Source organism: Streptomyces sp. MJM8645 (assembly GCF_001625365.1).
In the GTDB taxonomy this organism is placed as follows: Bacteria; Actinomycetota; Actinomycetes; order Streptomycetales; family Streptomycetaceae; genus Kitasatospora.
Window position 1 is genome coordinate 4,080,383 of the sequence record NZ_LJJF01000001.1, and the last position, 17,226, is coordinate 4,097,608.

General features: G+C 69.1%; 18 protein-coding genes and 1 pseudogene. 5 read left to right on the forward strand and 14 right to left on the reverse strand.

The features are described from left to right. Nucleotides 1-137 precede the first annotated feature (137 nt). Nucleotides 138-1,145 (reverse strand): ATP-binding protein, encoded by a 1,008-nt coding sequence (locus tag A6F73_RS17575; RefSeq protein ID WP_063348675.1) that lies wholly within the window; start codon nucleotides 1,143-1,145, stop codon nucleotides 138-140. A gap of 218 nt (nucleotides 1,146-1,363) precedes the next feature. Between A6F73_RS17575 and A6F73_RS17580 the strand changes: the two genes are divergently transcribed. Next, on the forward strand, nucleotides 1,364-2,254 hold the full coding sequence (locus A6F73_RS17580) for a hypothetical protein (protein ID WP_063348676.1): 891 nt from the start codon (nucleotides 1,364-1,366) through the stop codon (nucleotides 2,252-2,254). A gap of 416 nt (nucleotides 2,255-2,670) precedes the next feature. On the opposite strand, the gene A6F73_RS17585 is transcribed toward A6F73_RS17580, so the two are convergent. Further along, nucleotides 2,671-3,570 carry an HAD-IB family hydrolase gene (locus A6F73_RS17585; protein ID WP_079135773.1) on the reverse strand — a complete coding sequence of 300 codons (900 nt, stop codon included), beginning with the start codon at nucleotides 3,568-3,570 and terminating at the stop codon, nucleotides 2,671-2,673. 727 nt (nucleotides 3,571-4,297) lie between these two features. Here A6F73_RS17585 and ssd point away from each other — a divergent pair. Then, nucleotides 4,298-5,422, forward strand: a complete 1,125-nt coding sequence (gene ssd, locus A6F73_RS17590; protein ID WP_063348677.1) for a septum site-determining protein Ssd — start codon at nucleotides 4,298-4,300, stop codon at nucleotides 5,420-5,422. A 179-nt stretch (nucleotides 5,423-5,601) separates the two neighbouring features. Next, nucleotides 5,602-6,441, forward strand: a pseudogene (locus A6F73_RS17595) (TadA family conjugal transfer-associated ATPase); the annotation flags it as partial. A 306-nt stretch (nucleotides 6,442-6,747) separates the two neighbouring features. On the opposite strand, the gene A6F73_RS17600 reads toward A6F73_RS17595, so the two are convergent. From A6F73_RS17600 to A6F73_RS17660, 12 genes are all read right to left on the reverse strand, one after another. After that, a complete protein-coding gene (locus tag A6F73_RS17600; RefSeq protein ID WP_063348678.1) occupies nucleotides 6,748-6,957 on the reverse strand; it encodes a DUF397 domain-containing protein in 210 nt (69 codons plus the stop codon). Between the two features lie 477 nt (nucleotides 6,958-7,434). Then, on the reverse strand, nucleotides 7,435-7,629 hold the full coding sequence (locus A6F73_RS17610) for a hypothetical protein (protein ID WP_063348680.1): 195 nt from the start codon (nucleotides 7,627-7,629) through the stop codon (nucleotides 7,435-7,437). Further along, nucleotides 7,626-7,892, reverse strand: coding sequence for a hypothetical protein (locus tag A6F73_RS17615; protein WP_063348681.1), 267 nt, complete (start codon nucleotides 7,890-7,892; stop codon nucleotides 7,626-7,628). Before A6F73_RS17615 ends, A6F73_RS17610 begins: the two co-directional genes overlap by 4 nt. A 76-nt stretch (nucleotides 7,893-7,968) precedes the next feature. Then, nucleotides 7,969-8,166: a hypothetical protein gene (locus A6F73_RS17620; protein WP_063348682.1), complete on the reverse strand. Its 198-nt coding sequence runs from the start codon at nucleotides 8,164-8,166 to the stop codon at nucleotides 7,969-7,971. Next, a complete protein-coding gene (locus A6F73_RS17625) occupies nucleotides 8,153-8,389 on the reverse strand; it encodes a hypothetical protein (protein WP_063348683.1) in 237 nt (78 codons plus the stop codon). The genes A6F73_RS17620 and A6F73_RS17625 overlap by 14 nt, the downstream gene beginning before the upstream one ends. Nucleotides 8,390-8,490: 101 nt before the next feature. Further along, complete coding sequence (locus A6F73_RS17630; protein ID WP_063348684.1) at nucleotides 8,491-9,717, reverse strand: helix-turn-helix transcriptional regulator; 1,227 nt, start codon at nucleotides 9,715-9,717, stop codon at nucleotides 8,491-8,493. Nucleotides 9,718-10,057: 340 nt separating this feature from the next. Continuing rightward, nucleotides 10,058-10,324, reverse strand: coding sequence for a hypothetical protein (locus A6F73_RS17635; RefSeq protein ID WP_063348685.1), 267 nt, complete (start codon nucleotides 10,322-10,324; stop codon nucleotides 10,058-10,060). A gap of 2 nt (nucleotides 10,325-10,326) precedes the next feature. Continuing rightward, nucleotides 10,327-10,671, reverse strand: coding sequence for a hypothetical protein (locus A6F73_RS17640; protein ID WP_079135774.1), 345 nt, complete (start codon nucleotides 10,669-10,671; stop codon nucleotides 10,327-10,329). A gap of 231 nt (nucleotides 10,672-10,902) precedes the next feature. Next, nucleotides 10,903-12,312 carry a phage major capsid protein gene (locus tag A6F73_RS17645; RefSeq protein ID WP_063348687.1) on the reverse strand — a complete coding sequence of 470 codons (1,410 nt, stop codon included), beginning with the start codon at nucleotides 12,310-12,312 and terminating at the stop codon, nucleotides 10,903-10,905. A gap of 35 nt (nucleotides 12,313-12,347) precedes the next feature. Next, nucleotides 12,348-12,611: a hypothetical protein gene (locus A6F73_RS17650; RefSeq protein ID WP_063348688.1), complete on the reverse strand. Its 264-nt coding sequence runs from the start codon at nucleotides 12,609-12,611 to the stop codon at nucleotides 12,348-12,350. 689 nt (nucleotides 12,612-13,300) lie between these two features. Then, complete coding sequence (locus A6F73_RS17655; protein WP_159398480.1) at nucleotides 13,301-13,558, reverse strand: hypothetical protein; 258 nt, start codon at nucleotides 13,556-13,558, stop codon at nucleotides 13,301-13,303. Between the two features lie 344 nt (nucleotides 13,559-13,902). Then, nucleotides 13,903-15,573, reverse strand: coding sequence for a recombinase family protein (locus tag A6F73_RS17660; RefSeq protein WP_079135775.1), 1,671 nt, complete (start codon nucleotides 15,571-15,573; stop codon nucleotides 13,903-13,905). Between the two features lie 83 nt (nucleotides 15,574-15,656). Here A6F73_RS17660 and A6F73_RS17665 point away from each other — a divergent pair, with 83 nt between their 5' ends. Both A6F73_RS17665 and A6F73_RS17670 read left to right on the forward strand, forming a co-directional pair. Then, entirely contained in the window at nucleotides 15,657-15,974 is a 318-nt protein-coding gene (locus tag A6F73_RS17665) for a hypothetical protein (RefSeq protein WP_063348691.1), read from the forward strand. Nucleotides 15,975-16,175: 201 nt separating this feature from the next. Next, the gene (locus tag A6F73_RS17670; protein ID WP_079135776.1) at nucleotides 16,176-17,198 is read left to right on the forward strand and encodes a type II secretion system F family protein; all 1,023 of its coding nucleotides are present in this window, start codon (nucleotides 16,176-16,178) and stop codon (nucleotides 17,196-17,198) included. The last annotated feature ends 28 nt before the right edge of the window (nucleotides 17,199-17,226 follow it).

The following is a 17,226-nucleotide window of genomic DNA, read 5'->3' on the forward strand; positions in this document are numbered from 1 at the left end:
CCCTTATTCACCCCATTGGGTGGTGTTCGAACCGCTGGGAATCTGCTGGCGGCGCCGGGCGGTCCGGACATGCGGAACGGGCCGTGGCCCTCCCCGGGGAAGGGGGGAGGGCCACGGCCCGTTCGGGCGGAGCGGCGTCAGACGTGCGCACCCGCCGGGGCGGGCCGCTCGCCGCCGACCCCGAGCCCGCCCAGCACGAAGGTCTCGTCCACCTGGGTCACGAGGTCGACGCCGACCTTGGCGTTGGCCCAACTCTCCGCGTTGCGCACGTGGAAGAGCACGGCCTGCTCGGTGTAGCGCCGCACGTCCCGCTGCCCGTACGCGGCCTCGGCCTCGGCCCGCAGTTCCTCCAGGACGGCCCGGTTGGCCGGCTCCAGCGACTTCAGCGGCGGCTCGGCGCCCTGCTCCAGACGGCGCACCCAGTCCGAGTGCCCGAAGGTGGTGAGCAGGTCGTCGCCGACCTCCCTGCGCAGGAACGCCAGGTCGTCCGGGCCCTGCACCTTGTTGCCGATCACCCGCAGCCGGACGCCGAAGTCGCGGGCGTAGTCCTTGTACTGGCGGTAGACGGAGACGCCCTTGCGGGTCGGCTCGGCCACCAGGAAGGTCAGGTCGAAGCGGGTGAACAGGCCGGAGGCGAAGGAGTCCGAGCCCGCCGTCATGTCGGTGACCAGGTACTCGTCGGGGCCGTCCAGCAGGTGGTTGAGCAGCAGTTCCACCGCGCCGACCTTGGAGTGGTAGCAGGCCACCCCCAGGTCCTCCTCGGTGAAGGCGCCGGTCGCCAGCAGCCGGACCGAGCCCTCGTCCAGGGCGATCGGGCGGGCGCAGGCGGCGTAGACCGGGTTCTCCTCGACGATCCGCAGCAGGCGCGAACCCCGGCCGGGCGGCGTGGTCTTGATCATCTCGTCGGCTGAGCGGATCAGCGGATTGCTGCCGCGCAGGTATTCCTTGATCTCCGGCAGGTGCGCGCCGAGCGAGGGCAGCTCCGCGGCCTGGGCATCCGTCAGACCCAGGGCCGGGCCCAGGTGCTGGTTGATGTCGGCGTCGACGGCGATGACCGGCCGGCCCACGGCGGCCAGATGGCGGATGAACAGTGCGGACAGCGTGGTCTTCCCGCTGCCGCCCTTGCCGACGAAGGCGATCTTCATCTGGGACTCCGGCTCTCGCTCTGGGCCCGCGCTCGGGGGCCACCTGCTCAGGGGTCGCACATGCCGAGGCCCCTAAGTGGAAATAGTTATCGTCTCCGATAGTGGCCATGCTAGCCGGGGTTTGGGCCTCCTCGGCGGAGGGAAGTGAGGATTGCCTCTAACGGGTGATCCGGGGTTGCTGTTCCGGGAGGGGCCGGCTGTTCATTACTCTCGGGTAGGTGAGCACTGGAACAGATCCCCTCGCCCCGCTGGCCCAGCTCCCCGGGGTGCCCGACGCCGTGGCCGAGGTGCGCAAGGCCGTCGACCGGCTCTACGGTCACCGGGTGATGCGCCGCCGCGCGGCCGAGGTCACCTCCGAGTCCGCGCTGCGCGGCGCCCGCGCGTCGGCGGCGCTGGCCGGGGCCGACTGGCCGCTGGAGGAGGTCCGGCGCCGCAGCGACTTCAGCGCGGACCCCGAGGCCCGGACGGTCGGCGCGGCCCTGCGGATCGCCGCCGAGGCCGGCCAGCTGCTCAGCATCTGGCGGCACTCGCCGCTCCAGGTGCTGGCCCGGCTGCACCTGCTCGCCGTCGGCGACGGCGAGCCGTCCGCCGGGCGGCCCCGCCGCGCGGGCGAGGGCGTCGAGGAGCTGTTCCCGCTGGGGCTCAAGCCGGTGGAGAGCGTCGAGGTCGCCCAGGTGGACGAGCCGCTGCCGGTGCTGCCGCCCGCCCCGGGTGCCGAGGAGGTCGCGGCCCGGCTCGACCAGCTCTCCCGGCTGCTGGTGGCGCGCGCCGAGGGCCAGGGCGTGGGGACGCCGGCCCTGGTGGTCGCCTCCGTGGTGCACGGCGAACTGCTCGCGCTGCGGCCGTTCGGCGCGTACAACGGCGTGATCGCGCGGGCCGCCCAGCGGATCGTGCTGCTCGCCGAGGGGCTCGACCCGAAGTCGATCTGCCCGGCCGAGGTCGGGCTGGCGGAACTCGGCACCGACGCCTACCGGCGGGCCCTGGCCGGCTACCTGGCGGGCACGCCCGAGGGGATGGCGGCCTGGATCGCGCACTGCGGGCGGGCGCTGCGGCTCGGGGTGCGGGAGAGCACGGCGGTCTGTGAGGCGATGCAGCGCGGGATGGTCTGAGCGGGCGCGGGAGGGGCGCGGGGCTCTTCCGGCGCTTCTGACACGAAGATGCGGCGGCACCTGATCCTGTCTGGTGCCGCCGCTGGTGCAGATACCGGGTGACCATGCATGCACCGGAAGTGCTGATCAGACGGGGATCCTGCCCGTTCGTCTGGTCCAGCGGCCCGACAGCGGGTCGGCTGCATGTGGGTGCTCGGTTATCTGTACACGCGGTCCGTGGGGCCTTAACTGCGTTGTCGGTTTGACCTCTTCGGGTCCTGACCGGGTCTCGCGGGCCGTGCTTCATTTGTATCGCGTTTCGGGCGAAAGGGGAACCCGAAAAGTGAACTCTGTGCTGATTGTCTGATTTGCCTGCGTTGCGAGGCCTGCGGTGGGTGGCCCGCGTTTGCCTGTGTTGCGGGCCCGCGGCGGGCGGCTCAGGCCTCCGGACGGCGCCGGTGGGCCAGGTACCAGATGACCCCGGCGGTCACGGCCGCCGTCCCGATCGCCACGGCCGTCAGCACCGAGCCGCTCGGCGCGGAGAACTCCGGGAGCCGCCGCCGCAGTTCCACCGGTCGGTCGAAGACCAGCACCGGCCACTCCCGGGCCTGGGCCTCCTTCCGCAGCGCGCGGTCGGGATTGACCGCCGACGGGTGGCCGACGGCCTCCAGCAGCGGCAGGTCGGTGGAGGAGTCGCTGTAGGCGTAGGAAGCGGCCAGGTCGTAGCCCTCGGACTCGGCCAACTCCCGGATGGCGGCGGCCTTGTTCTCGGCGTAGGCGTAGTACTCGATCTCGCCGGTGTAGCAGCCGTCCTCGACCTTGAGCCGGGTGGCGATCACGTGGTCCGCGCCGAGCAGCGCGCCGATCGGCTCGACCACCTCGGAGCCCGAACTGCTGACGATCACCACGTCCCGACCGGCCGCGTGGTGCTGCTCGATCAGTGAGGCGGCCTCGTCGTAGATGATCGGGTCGATCAGGTTGTGCAGCGTCTCCGCGACGATCTCGCGGACCTGCTGGACGTTCCAGCCCCGGGTGAGCGAGGAGAGGTACTCGCGCATCTTCTCCATCTGGTCGTGGTCCGCGCCACCGACCAGGAAGACGAACTGGGCGTACGCGCTGCGCAGTACGGCCCGACGGTTGATCAGACCGCCCTGGTAGAACGGGCGGCTGAAGGCCAGCGCGCTCGACTTGGCGATGATGGTCTTGTCCAGGTCGAAGAAGGCCGCCGTGCGCGGCCCGCCCGGCCTGGGGCGAACGGGTGAGCGGGTCTGCGCGGGCCCGGTGGCCTCGCCCGGGGACTCGTCGGCGTGGTCGTCGGCGTTCTCGGTGGTGTCCACGGGAACCGAGGATAGAGGGAGCCGCAAAACAGGCCGCCATTCGGTGTACTCGTGGGCGTGCGGGTTTGTGTTTCTGGCCGCTCGGGTACACCATGGAAGTCACGGATCGTTCGCGACCGTGCTAACCCGGTCCGGCTCCTCCCCCCCGAGTCGGGCTGTGGATAGACGACCCCCGCTCTCCCCCCCGGCGGGGGTCGTCGCACGTCCGGGGCCATTTTCAGGGCCTGAAGGCCCTTCGCGGCGAGCGCCGCGGCCGCCCCGCCGACGGTGTACAGGGGGTGTCGACACCCTGGTCCACTGACCACCTTTCGTCACTCTGTGTCGCCATTTGCTCATGGCTGCCCATGGCTCTTCGGCTGGTTCCGATCGGTGGGCCGGGCTGCTGCGGCGGGGTGTCCGAGCGGCCTTCGGGAGGGTCCGCCGGGTGGCCGGCGGGGGGCGCGACGGGCTTCCGGTTCGTCTCCGTGATCCCCGATCGTCAATTCTTTGACGATTAATCCCCCGCCCGGGTGAACGTTTTCCTCCACAGCCCACGAGTTATCCACAGGGATTCGCATCGTGGATGACGGAATCCCGATCTCCCCCCACCGTGATGGTCGGCGGCGGTCGCCGGGCGGATCTCACCTCCCTCTCTCCCACGAGGTCTGCCGGGCGGCCGTTCGCCGGAACCGTCCGACGTGCGCCCCGGACCGCCCCTGGCGGCCGTCGGCGCAGAGGGGAGCCCGCCATGTCGACGCCGATCGCCGACCACGCCACCACCGAAGGGCCCGGGGCCACCGGTCCGCTCGTCGTCACCGAGGACGAGGGCCTGGCCGAGCACCTGCTGCGGCTCTGCGCGGCCGCCGGCACCGAACCGAGGCTGATCCGGGGCGCACCACCGCCGCGCGAGCTCTGGGAGGGCGCCTCACTGGTGCTCATCGGGGACGACCAGGCCGCCCGGTGCGCCGGGCTCGGCCGGCGCGGCGGGGTGCTGCTGCTCGGGCTGGACCTCGACGACGCCGGGGTGTGGGTCAGAGCCGTCCAACTCGGCGCCGAGCACGTGCTGTTCCTCCCCGACGCCGAAGCCTGGCTGCTCGACCGGATCGCCGACGCGGCCGAGGGCGCCGGCTCCCCGGCGCTCACCGTCGCCGTGCTCGGCGGCCGGGGCGGGGCCGGGGCCTCGACCCTGGCCTGCGCCCTCGCGGTCACGGCCGCGCGGGCGGGGCGGCGGACGATGCTCATCGACGGAGATCCACTGGGCGGCGGCCTCGACATCCTGCTCGGCGGCGAGGCGGCCCGCGGGCTGCGCTGGCCCGATCTGGCCGGTTCGCGCGGGCGGGTCAGCGGGGTCGAACTGGCCAGGGCGCTACCGGTGCTCAAACGGATCTCCGCGCTCTCCTGCCTGTCCTGGGACCGCGGCGACACCCTGACCGTGCCGCCGGAGGCCATGCGCAGCGTGCTGGCCGCCTCCCGGCGGCGCGGCGGGCTGGTCGTCGTCGACGTGCCGCGCCATCTCGACGCGGCCGCCGGGCAGGCGCTGGAGCAGTCCGACCTGGCGCTGCTGGTGGTGCCGGCCGAACTGCGCGCGGTGGCCGCCGCCGACCGGGTCGCGGCGGCCGCCCGGATGCGGCTCGGGGACGTCCGGGCGGTGGTGCGGTCACCGCGCACCTTCGGACTCCCGGCCCACCGGATCGCCCGCGGGCTGCGGCTGGAACTCGCGGGGGAGTTGGAGCCGGAGCCCGGCCTGGCGGAGGACGTCGAGAAGGGCGTCCCGCCCGGCATCCGGGACGGCGGCCCGCTCGCGCGCTTCTGCGAGACCTTCCTGGACGAGGTGTTGCCGCCGGTGCCGGCGGTCGGAGGAGGTGTGTACTGATGGTCCGTCTGCGCAGAACAGGCCCCACCGTGCGGGCGGGGGGCGGTCCGAAGAGCCGGGGCGACGGTGCGCGGGAGCACCGGCCGCTCAGGAGCGTGCCGCCGCCCGGCGGGCCACCCGAGGCGCCGCGCCACCCCTGCCCGTACGGGCGCACCGCCCGGGAGGAGCGGACGGCGGAGCTGGTGGACGCGGTCCGGTTGCGGCTGGCCGAGTCGGGTGCCGCCCCGACGGCGGGGTCGGTCGCGGCCGTGCTGCGGGCCACCCGGCCGCCGCTCGGCGGGGACGAAGTCCTGGACACCGTGCGCTCGCTGCGCGCCGAACTGGTGGGTGCGGGCCCGCTGGAGCGGCTGCTGGCGGCGCCCGACGTCACGGACGTCCTGGTGAACGGTCCGGACGAGGTGTGGGTCGACCGTGGCGGCGGCCTGCACCGGGCCACCGGAATCCGGTTCGCCGACGCCGAGGCGGTACGGCGGCTGGCCCACCGGCTGGCCACCGCGGCCGGGCGGCGGCTGGACGACGCGCGGCCCTGGGTGGACGCCCGGCTGCCGGACGGCACCCGCCTGCACGCCGTGCTGCCGCCGATCGCGGCCGGCTGCACGCACATCTCGCTGCGGGTCTGCCGGCCCCAGCCGTTCACGCTCGACGAACTGGTGGCGGGCGGGGCGCTGCCGCCGGAGGGCGCCGGCCTGCTGGCCGGCATCCTGCGGGCCAGGCTGTCGCTACTGGTGTCCGGCGGGACGGGCACGGGCAAGACCACGCTGCTCGCGGCCTTGCTCGGCCTGGTCGGGCCGGAGGAGCGGATCGTCATCGCGGAGGACTCCGCCGAACTGCGGCCGGCCCATCCGCACGTCGTCCGGTTGCAGAGCAGACCGCCCAACCAGGAGGGGCTGGGTGAGCTCACGCTGCGGGACCTCGTCCGGCAGGCACTGCGGATGCGTCCGGACCGGCTGGTGATCGGAGAGGTCCGCGGGGCCGAGGTGTCGGACCTGCTGGCCGCGCTGAACACCGGGCACGAAGGCGCGTGACTACGTAAACCGTACACGTGCGCCCAACCACGGAGAAGCCCCGTCCGGGCGCCACGGGGCGACTCATGGACGGGGCCGTTTCGAGGTCATGCGGGTGTGGACTGCCCGCCGCTGCTACCCGGGTGGTCGTTCGGACCGTGCCTCCTCGGCCGGTAGGGCCGATTCTTGGACGTGTACCGGTACGGGTCCGGTTGATCCGGGTAGACGGTCGCCCACTGGTCGCACCGGAAGCAGAAGCCTTGGCCTGTCTCCGGGTCGAACGCGATGGGCTGATCACACAGCGGGCAGTCCACGGCTCTCCTACGCGCTTAGGTCGAACTCCCCGGCCTTGATGGCGCTGGTGAACTCGGCCCACGCCTCCGGGGTCATGGTGACCACCTCACCGGGCCGCTCGCTGTCGCGCAAGGCGACGATGCCGGGGATGTTGGTGGCCACCTGCGGGCACGCCTTGCGCACCGTGTTCTGGCACGCCGCGATGGTGACGAACTCGAATTCGGGACGCTTGCTCATTGCCGATCCCTTCTCTGAGTCGGCGCGAGGATCTTCCGCACGCCGCCTTGCACTTGCGACCCGTTCCAACCGGCTAGCTATCGGTTCGGCGGAACGGGAGTCTTGCGGCCACGGGGGGCCGACCATCGCGGGTGCGCTCGTAGTGGTTCTCCGTGCTGGGCGCCCCGGCGCAGTGAATCGTCTTGGTGAACTGGTGGCCGTCTTCGATCAGGCGGAGAAGCACCGTCGTACGCCAGATCTGGCCCGACACCGGGTCCCCGCTCTGCTCGCGCCCCAGGACGGTCCACATGCGGCCCAGGCGGTCCCTGTAGCGGCCTTGCAGCGGAGGCAGGCCCAGATCCTCCACGCACCCGCCCTCACGCCGCTGGGGGCACGCACAGGCCGTTCCGCGGATTGCCACGTCGTACACGGCGGCGGCTTCCACGCTCTCGTATGACGCTGCCGCGACCGCTGTCCCGTGCCGCCTTGTCTGGTGCATCACACGCCCCAGCGGGAGCGCCAGTTGGCTTTTGCCAGGGACTCGCGCAGCCGGGTGACGGTCGGCGAGTCGGGGACGGGTTCCAGGGGCGGCGGGGTGTCGACCTGGTCGTCGTCCTCCGGGTCCTCGGGGTATCGCACCGGGCCGCCCAGGAAGTTGGTCCAGTCGGGCAGCAGGAATTCGGGCCCGCTCACTGTCCGGGCTCCTTGTACGTGCCGTCCGTGGTCAGCTGGGGACGGCGGTACTCCCCTAGCACCTGGGCTGCCAGCACCGCTGCTGCGTCGTCCTTCACGAACCCCATGAGCCGGGCGTACATCGTGAGCGCCGCCACCAGCTGCCGCGTCTCGTCCATGCTCACGGTGCCCAGGTACAGACGGGCGCCGTACCCCTCCTGGATCACCTTGTAGGACGGGCTCAGGCCACCCGGGACCGGCAGCCGAGCGGCGCTCAGTGCCACTTCAAGGGCGTCTGCTGCCCGCTCTGCTTGCCGCTGGTGGTGGTGGACTTCCTCAGGCCACGTCGACGGTTCGCGATCACTCGGCGTCATCGGCCACCGCCAAGCACTCGCCGTCGTTCACGTGCTGCTCCCACCACGTGGCCAGCCTGCGCCGTATGGTCGGGTGCTCGGTGTGCTGCGCGGCCATGAGGTCGAACCACGCGCACGACGGGCACACGTCGGCGTCCGGGGCGGGCGTGTCCGGTACCCGAAGGGCGATCTCACGAAGCGACACGGGCCACCGCCTTGCACTTGAGTTCGTGGTCCAGGCGGCGAAACGCGATCGCACGCAACACCGACTCGTCCGGCAGCTGGGGCGACTTCGCGAACTCCTCGGCGATCTTGTCGAACGCCCGGCAGACCTGGCACTCAGGCGACGCCGAGGCGCGCTTGCTGGGGGGCCGGATGCATCGATCGGCTTCGTACTCGGCGGCCGTGCCCTGCCTGTCCGTCGTCATTGCCGCTGGCCCTCCAAACGCCGAATGCCCGTCACGTCCGTTGGACGGTACGGGCACCCAAGTGTTGCGATGGGGACAAACTGTCCCCCTACCTAAACGATCTACGCAGCAACTCCGATTGACTCAGCCAGCGCGACCGCCGACGCCTTGAGCGGACCTACTGCCGTGCGTTCGATCGCTGCTGCCAGGCTGCGCGCTCCGGGCACGTACCTGACTGCTTCCGGTGTGACCGCTACAGCCTCCCCGAGGTAGTGGACGGCAGCAGCCATTTCCTTCCGTTGGTGGTAGCCGTATGCGATGTCCAGCAGCAGACGTGAGCGCCGTTCAAGCGAAGGAATGGACGCCGGATCGATGCTTTCAGCGCGCATCAGCGCCTCGCCCGGTCGTTGCAGCCCTACTCCGATTGAGACGGCGTGCACATCCACGTTCGACATGGCGAACGCGCTCTGTGCGTGCCAATAGCCGGATGGAAGCTTCCGGGCGGTCCGTTCGGCCTCAGCGAGGAAGCGCTCAGCGGGGCCCGCCACGCCGTCGAGCCCATGAGTGCAGGCGGCTTGTAGGTTCAACTGCCCGTACGCTGCCAGGACTTCGGGTGCTCCGGACTCCAGCATGGGGCGCACTACATCCATCCCCATCTCGGTGGTCCGTACAGCCTCGTCCACGAACCCGGCAGCGCGTTGGCCGATGCTCACCGTCCACGCGCCGAGGGCCAGAGACACCGGGTCATCGGCGTTCTCCGACGCGTCCCGCGCTCGATCCAGCGCCATCCAGTACAGCTCTGGCTCACAGATGTGCGCGAGCAGCCGTTGCACCAGTCGGTAGAGGTCTGCCAACGCGGCATACGCCTGCCGCTTCTCGGTGCCCTCGTGGAGCCGGACCGATGCGTGAGCGTCCCGTAGGAGGTCGGGCAGGAGCGCGCCCACTTCGGTGCGCTGGTGAGCGGACGTGTGCCACAGCCGCCAGGCTTGCTCCACAAGGCCCTTGAGGACGTCCGGGGGTGTCACCACACCCGGAACCGGCTGGAAGCTCACGGAGTGCATGACGGACCGGATCTTGGGCACAGAGATGTGACTCACCTTGCCCGTGCCGGTGGCCGGGATGCTGATCTCGGTGCCGGTGAGAATCGACACGTCATCGACGTGCAGGACTTGAGCCAGCTTGATCAGCATTCCGACGCCACGGATGGGGCGCTCGTTGCTCTCGATCTTCTTGAGCCAGTCGGAGGAACGCCCAACCAGCCCAGCGACCACAGGGCGGGTCATTCCTCGGCGTTCCCGCACGATGCGGATTCGTTCGCCGGTCGTCAGTTCTGCGGGTAGCTCTGTCATGTGGTCTCCCGAGACACGCGCCTAGTTGAGTCAGCGTACGCTCGGCGGCGCACCCTTGACAGAAGGGGGATGCCCCGCCAGTTACCGGCCTCAACATCGCTGACGGCTTCCAAAGCAACGAAAAGCCCCCGCACCGACCACCCCAGCGCGGGGAGGAGGGTACGGGGGCTCTGTGTTGCGGGTATGGAAGGCTCGTCACGAGCTCAGCGGCTAATCCGAGTTGAGCAGCCGGGCCGATCGTCCTGCCTCGCAACTCGTGATGTTCTAGGGGCACTTGGTTCCCGCCGGCCTCGGGTGTCAGGTACCCAACTCGACTTAGCGCAACGGGCGCTGACGTTGGTCAGTCGGCGGGCATGTCCGCGAGGATGCGCGCGGCATGCTCGGCGGTCAGATGCTCATGGTCAGTCTGACCAGCGGCTACCGCGCGGATCATGTCGAGCTCTGCGGGTGTCGCCGCGCCCCGCTCAATCAGCGCCCCGATTCCCGCTGTGGGCAGGGCGGCAAAAAAGGCGGCGCCCCGGTCGTGACCTAGGATTTGTTCCCATTGGCTTTCTGTCCGCCGGAACAGAGCGGCGGTATTCTCGGCCTTTCGCTTGGCCTTAGCCATGCTTAGCCACCTTTCACGAGCTTGTATGGGCCCCGGGTGCCGAGGCGCTGGTACTTGGGCGGGGCGTCGTCGTCCTCGTCAAGGTCCGGCAGCGCAAGAGCGGCATTCAGACGGGCGAAAGCGATGCGAGTTTGCCGCAATTCGACCACAGCGGGATTGACCTTATTAGCCCGCATCACGCCGTCTCGCTGAACGTCGGCATCAAGCGCGTCGAGTGTGTCCGAGGTGCGACAGATCTCCAGCAAAAGGCGCTGTTCCTGCGGAGTCAGCTCGTAGTCAGAATTTACCGACTTCCACAGGTTGAGAGCAGTAACACTGAGCGACGAAAGCTGCTCTGAGAAGTCCACAGAAATCCTACTTTCCTCGTTTCGTGCGTTTCACGGAGTTAGTTTGGCGTCCTGAACAGGGGGGCCGGGTCCCCAAGGCGCATGCGGCTAGAGATTGACCCGCCCCCCGTACCCCCTACTGTCCGCGTTGGAAGTCACACTGAGTAAGCGTCGCGCCCAGAAAGAAGGCAATGAGAAAGCGCCCGCCACAGCGACCATGGGCAGCTGTGATGGGCGCTATCTACCGGCTTCCTAGAGCACCTGGTTAAGCCCAGTGCCGGAGATCACCGAAATGGAGCCGGGGTAACGGCCAGCCTGGAAAGACGCGTAATTGTAGAGCCTCACAAACACCGACATCTGGTTAGCGTAGGTCTGCTGGAAAGCCTCGGCCCGAATGTGCGACTCCCACAAGCGAATGTCATCCGACTTGAGGACTAGGATTCGGTCCTCATTCGTGCCGACGCCCAGGTTGGTGGGAATGTTCGCATCGAGGTACACGTCCAGGCCAGCAATTCGGCCCGCCGGACCCTGAGCGTTCAGCTTCGGGCCGAGAATACCAAGAGCATTATTCGGGCCGCTCTCAGCGGGAACAATTACGGGGCGGCCTAGCGTGTCCTGCTGAGCCAGCATCCACATAAACCGGCGCGGGTGCATAACCATGGCGTCCGGCGCCTCATAGCGGGAGGTATAAACCTTGCTAATCGCTGACGCAATCGCGTTGTACAGAGAATTGGCACCAGTCAGCGCGGTGCCGGACCACGTGACGGAGTTGGTGCCCGCAAGGGTCAGAATTCCGGTCGGCTGGCCACCGGTACCCGGCCCGGTAAGGCACAGCGTGTCGAGGCGCATCGCGTAATCTGCGGCCAAATCACCCAGGATCACGTCATCAATATTCAGCGGACTCTGCTCTATGAGCTGCAAAGAAACGGTTTGCCCACCCGCCACTGTGGTCACGCTGCTCGAGATGCTGGTGGTCGTCAGGTCCGTCTGCTGAATCTGGCTATTCTGCGTACCCTGGACAGCCGTAGCCGTACCAGTATTGACCTTCGGCAGGTTGAGCTGATCAGTGCCCGGAGGCAGCGGATCATTCGTCACGAGATCGACAAACACGCGCCTAGGTCGGGCAAGCTTGACAAACTCGACTTCGAGCCACATAGGCGGGACAAACTCGCCACCGCTGCCGTTCGTGGTGCTGATAGCGCGAAGTTCACCGTTCGCGCGGGCCCGTTCGGCAGCCATCCGGTTATTGCGATCCAGCCGCTCCAGGGCGTTACGGTCACCATGCTTGCGAACGTTGAGCATGTCCATAAAGAACGAGGTCTTCGCATCCTCGCGCTTATAGACCTCCGGCTCACGCGTAATGATTGCAGCGCCCGGCATGGACGGCTTGCGACTCTCAGTGGCCGTGGGGCTCGATCCTGTACCGAAGGCGTACTTCTGGTATCCGAGCGCGGCGGCGTTGGCTGCCCTTTCGTGCTCGTCCAGTTCCTCAATGCGATCATTTAGGGCGCGTATTCGTGTTTCGGTCGAATCGAAATCCCGAGCCTCGGACGGCGTGAGGCTTCTATTTCCTGCCTTCGCTCGCTCAAGGATCCTGTCCAGCGCATCCCGCTGGGTTTCGCGCTTGGATCGTAGATCGTCAATTATGGCACAGTTGTTCATTTGGTCCCCATCGCTTTCCAGGCTGTTCTAGATGATTACTGTCCGCGCCGTTCCAGAACCGCATTTGCAATACGGCGATCGACCGCCAGGCGGCGCATATCGGTGCCAACCTCAATCAGGGAGGTCAGAGCGAAAAGCATCGGATGGGGCCTTCCATCTACCGCCACCCCGTCCCACTCAACAGACTCAAGGGCAGCGAGGGAGAGCGCGTTTATGCGTACGCGCAGATCCTGAATGAAGGCGTCCGGCGCTACCTCGGGGGCAGGCCTCAGCTCTAGAGCCATCTCGTTCGGACTCATGGCGATTCCTTGGAATAAAAAAGGCCCCCGTGGGCTTGGAATGCCTATGGGCGGCATGCATTCCAAGCCCACGAGGGCCAAGATCAGTGGGCGCGCCGCCAAGCGCAGAGAGAGCGAAGCGCCGCAGTTAAGGGCGGGGGCTCTCAACCACACTAGGGAGCAAGGAATTCCCGCCGATCGACTCAGCGAAGCGGGCGCGGGACTTGAGGGTGACGAGGTGACGATCGGGACGCCGATCTGGGTTTCCCTATAGAGTTTCTTAAGGGGTATTGGATCTGGCCTTCAAATCGTCACCTCGTCACCCCTGGGGCTTGTTTGCTGCACTTCTCCGTGCTGAGGTGCGCGCTAGACGGCGCTCTGGACCCTCTCGGCTGTCGCCCCTGAGGAGCAGCGGGGAGACGCCCCTGCAAGCTGCCGGGCGCCCTCTGTGGATCTCTGGTGACCGCTTGCGCCCTTGTGCCAGCGGGCGCCGATGTAGGTATGCAAGTTTGACGCTGCTTCCCGGCTTCCCTATAGGTTTCTGTAGGGATACCTGGGATCACCGTCAAACCTACATACCTACATAGCCATGGAGATTTTCCAGGTCTCTGCGCTGGCCCGCCCGAAGTCCTGTACGGCCGTCTGCGGGCATGAAAGAGCCCCGGCAGGCTCGGAGCCGTACCGGGGCGTCTCAGGGGCTTACCGGGCCGCTACGCGGCTTCTTGCGCGTAGTCGAGGCCGTCAATCTCGTCGGCGTGGCCCTCGGCCTGCTCGGCATAGTGCAGCAGCATGGCGAGTCGATGCCGCTGGTAGTCGCTGTCGCCCTCGTCCATGCTGGCACGCAACACGCGGGTGAGTCGGCTACGGTGGCTGTCCTCGTTCTGCCACGCGTCTAGGTACGCGTCGAAGGTTTCTACGCTCAGGTGCTCGGTGAGCATCATGTCCTTTCCAGGTTCAGTCTGCTTCATCGATGAGCGGTGACGTGCTTCCCGAGGCATCGCCCTGACACGGCCGGGCAGGTGCATCCTGACCGGCTCTCACCTTCAAGAGGGAGCAAGACATTCCCCGATTTCAGCGGTCCGGATGACGAATGACGGTTCTGAGCGAGAGTCGTGTATCCCCTATAGAACCTCTTAGGGATTACCAGATCGGTGTTAGAACCGTCATTCGTCATCGCAGTAGGCCGTTTGGCCGCCTTCCTCGCTGACCCCACGAAGCCCCGTGGGGCTGCCTGAGGGCACGAAAAGGCCCCCGCCGGGCCGGTGGGCCAGACAGGGGCTGAAAGGGCGCCAGAGGGGCGCTCAGGGCCGTTCTAGATACGGTGGTGGCACTTGCCATGTTCGGCGGAACCGCAGTCAGCGCACGGGGCAACGTGGTTCACGGCGTCTCCCGGTCGCAACCCGATGAGGTGCGAGCACTCCGGACAGTAGGTCATGTGCACCGGACCACTGCTCTCCTCAATCGCGATGGCTCGCAAGTGGGCTTCTGCCGGGTCGACTTCGCGCCACCATGCCGGGCCGTCGAAGCTGATCGAAACCCGCGACGGGTCGAATCGCTTGGGCGCCTTCGGGGCCAGGGGCGAGATCTCCACTCGCGTGCCGAAGTCAGCGAGCAAGGCCCGCCGCCCTTCGTCATTTCGCCGCTTCCACTCGTCCGCCACGGTGCCTCCAGCGTCGACCCAGCGCCCTTCGGCTTGTTCGGCCTCTGCCCGAAGTTCTGCCTCCCGGCTCTCAAGAGCGCTTAGTTGCTTGATGACGATCCGGGCGGCGGCTCCGTCGGGGTCAAGCCGCACCAGGTTCCCAGCCAGGCGCTCAATCTGCGTCATCACCTCAGCGAGCTGGAGTACCGCGCTGCCGTCGGGCTCCGCCCAGCGCATCAGGTTGAACCGCCCGAAGCGCTTGAGGAAGTCAGCGGTCACCATGGCTTCGACCGGAGCAGCCACGATTACGTTCGGCCGGTGAGTGCCGCGCTTGCCGACACCGGCGCGGCACACAGACGTGCTGTAGTCCTTTCCCCGTACTTCGCGCCGTTGCCGGTACATAGGACCGTCACACTCGGAGCAGCGCGCCGCGTGCAACAGCAGCGCCTTCCCGTTCCGCTCCACGCCACGTCCCTTGGCCTTCTCATCAATGATCGCGCGGACCGCAGACCAGGTCTCGGCGTTCAGGATCTCCGGTCCAGCGGACAGCTGGCGGCCCTCAGCGTCGAGAACCGGCTGGTTCGTCAGTGCGCCTCGCTTGGAGCCCGGCGTAGCCTGCACGGCCCAGCCACGCATGGCAGGGGTGTACAGCACATCCCGCAGCGTCGTGGAGTGCCAGCGACTTCCCCGCACCTTGCGGCCGTCCCGGTGTCGTGCATGGTCCGCCGGGGACAGTACTCCTCGTTCGTTCAGCTCGTGGGCAAGGCCAGTCATCGAAGCCCCGTGGTTGATGAGCCGGTCGGCGCAGTCACGGACGATGGCAGCGGCGGTTTCATCGATGGCCCAACGCTTGTTGTTCACCGGCCCATCGACCGCGTACCCGTACGGTGCAAGGCCGCCCAAGTGGTTGCCACGGGAACGGAAATGATCCTTCGAGGCCTGGATGCGGGCCGTGATCATGTCCCTCTCGTACTCGGCAAACGCCGCAAGCACGTTGATGATGATCGAAGCGTTCTCCGGCGACACCACGCCGTCAGCTGTGATGACGGTGGTGTGGGTGGACTCAGCGGCCTTCAACAAGCGCTGAAACTCCAGGACGCTGCGGGCGTACCGGTCCAGCTTCGCGGCGATCACGTAGTCAGCACGCGGGAGCCAGGCCAACACCTCGCGCATGCCGGGGCGATCCTCCAGCTTGGTGGCGCCGGACACGTTGGTGTCGCTGGCGACAAGGATCACCTCCCATCCACGCTGCTCGGCGTACGCCTTGCACGAGGTGATGCGGTGGTCAGGGGCCTCGTCGGCAAAGAGCCGGGACAGGCGGTCATAGATGATCACAGTTGGCATGGGTGGCCTCTCTCTCGCCAACCCCCTAGGGCGCAAGGAATTCCGTGCACCGTTAGGGCGGCCACGCGGGCGGATGCGGCACGGTGCACGCCAACACGGCGGCGGACGTGCCGGTCCGGCTGGAGGCGCTGGGCTCGCTCGCCGGGCTCGACCGGCCCGCGCTGCACAGCCAACTCCGGGCCGCGCTCGACCTGGTGGTGCACCTGGTCAGGGAGCCGGGCTCGGGGCGCCGCCGGGTGGCGGAGATCCACACGTTGGCCGCCGGCCGTGACGGCCTGGCCGTCACCACCCCGGCGGTGGAGTTCCCGGTGGCGGGCGGTCTGGTCCCCGGGGCGGGTTGGGAGCGACTGGTCGGGCTGCTGGCGGTGCGCGGGGTGTCGCTCGCTGCGGGGCCGACGTGACGACGGCGGTGGCCGGGTTGGCAGGTGCAGCCGGGTTGGTGGGTGAGGCCGGGTTGGTGGGTGCGGCCGGGTTGGCGAGTGCGGCCGTGCGGGCTGCGGAACTCGCGTTCGTCCTGCTGCTGGGCGGGTGCGTGGCGGGCGCCCTGACGCTGCTCGGGGCGTGGAACAGGAAAGACCGACGACCGGGAGGGTCCTGACGTGATGAGTGATCAGAGTTCTTTCTGTTGGGCATTGGTGCTGTGCCTGCTGGCCGTCGCCGCATGGCGTGCGGTGCAGGAGCAGATGCCGGGCGGTCGGCGGTACAGGCTGGTGCTGGCCGGCAGCGGGCCCCCGTCCGTTCCGGTGCCGGGCCCGCCGGCGGTGACCGCGGGGCGCGCCCGGCCGCGGACGTCCGACTGGCTGGCGCCCGAACTGTTGCTCCTGCCGGTGGGGTTGGCGGCCGGGCAGGCGACCTCCTCGCCGTTGCCGGTGCTCGCCGCCGGGCTGGCCGTACTGCCGCTGCGGCGGTGGCGGCTGCGACGGCGCGTGACGGTGGAGGCCGGGCGGCGGGCGGCCGCCGTGGTGGAGCTCTGCGCAGGGCTGGCAGGGGAGTTGCGCGGCGGGGCGACGCCGGAGCAGGCGTTGCACCTGGTCACGGCCCGCCTCGCGGACGACCCGGACGGGCTGCGCCGGCTCGGCGAGGAGCCGGTGGCGCGGCTCGCGGCGGGCCGGTACGGCGGGGACGTGCCCGCCGCGCTGCACCTGCTCGCCGAACTGCCGGGCGGGAGCGGGGCGTCGGCGATCGCGGCCTGCTGGCGGGTCGCCTCCGACGGCGGGTCGGGGCTGGCCGTCGCGCTGGACCGGGTGGCGGAGGCGCTGCGCGGCGAGCGGGCCCTGGCGGAGGAGATCGCCGGGGAACTGGCGGGGCCGCGGACCACGATCGCCGTCCTGGCCGCCCTGCCGGCCGCCGGGCTGCTGCTGGGGGCGGCGCTCGGGGCCCGGCCGGTGGGCATCCTGCTGCACACGCCGGCCGGGCTGGGGTGCCTCGCGGCGGGGGCGGCACTGGAGGGCCTGGGCGTGCTCTGGACGGCGCGCATCGTCCGGGCGGCGGCTCAGGGCGCTCAGGGTGCCCTGGAGGCTCCCCGGCGGGTCGCCGGGGCGTGGGGCTCTGGTGGTGGCGGGAGCTGCGGGCTCTCACGGGTACGGGCTCGGGTACGGGCGCGGGCGGAGGTGGTGTCGGGGTGATCCGGGGAGTCGGGTGGGTGATCGCCGG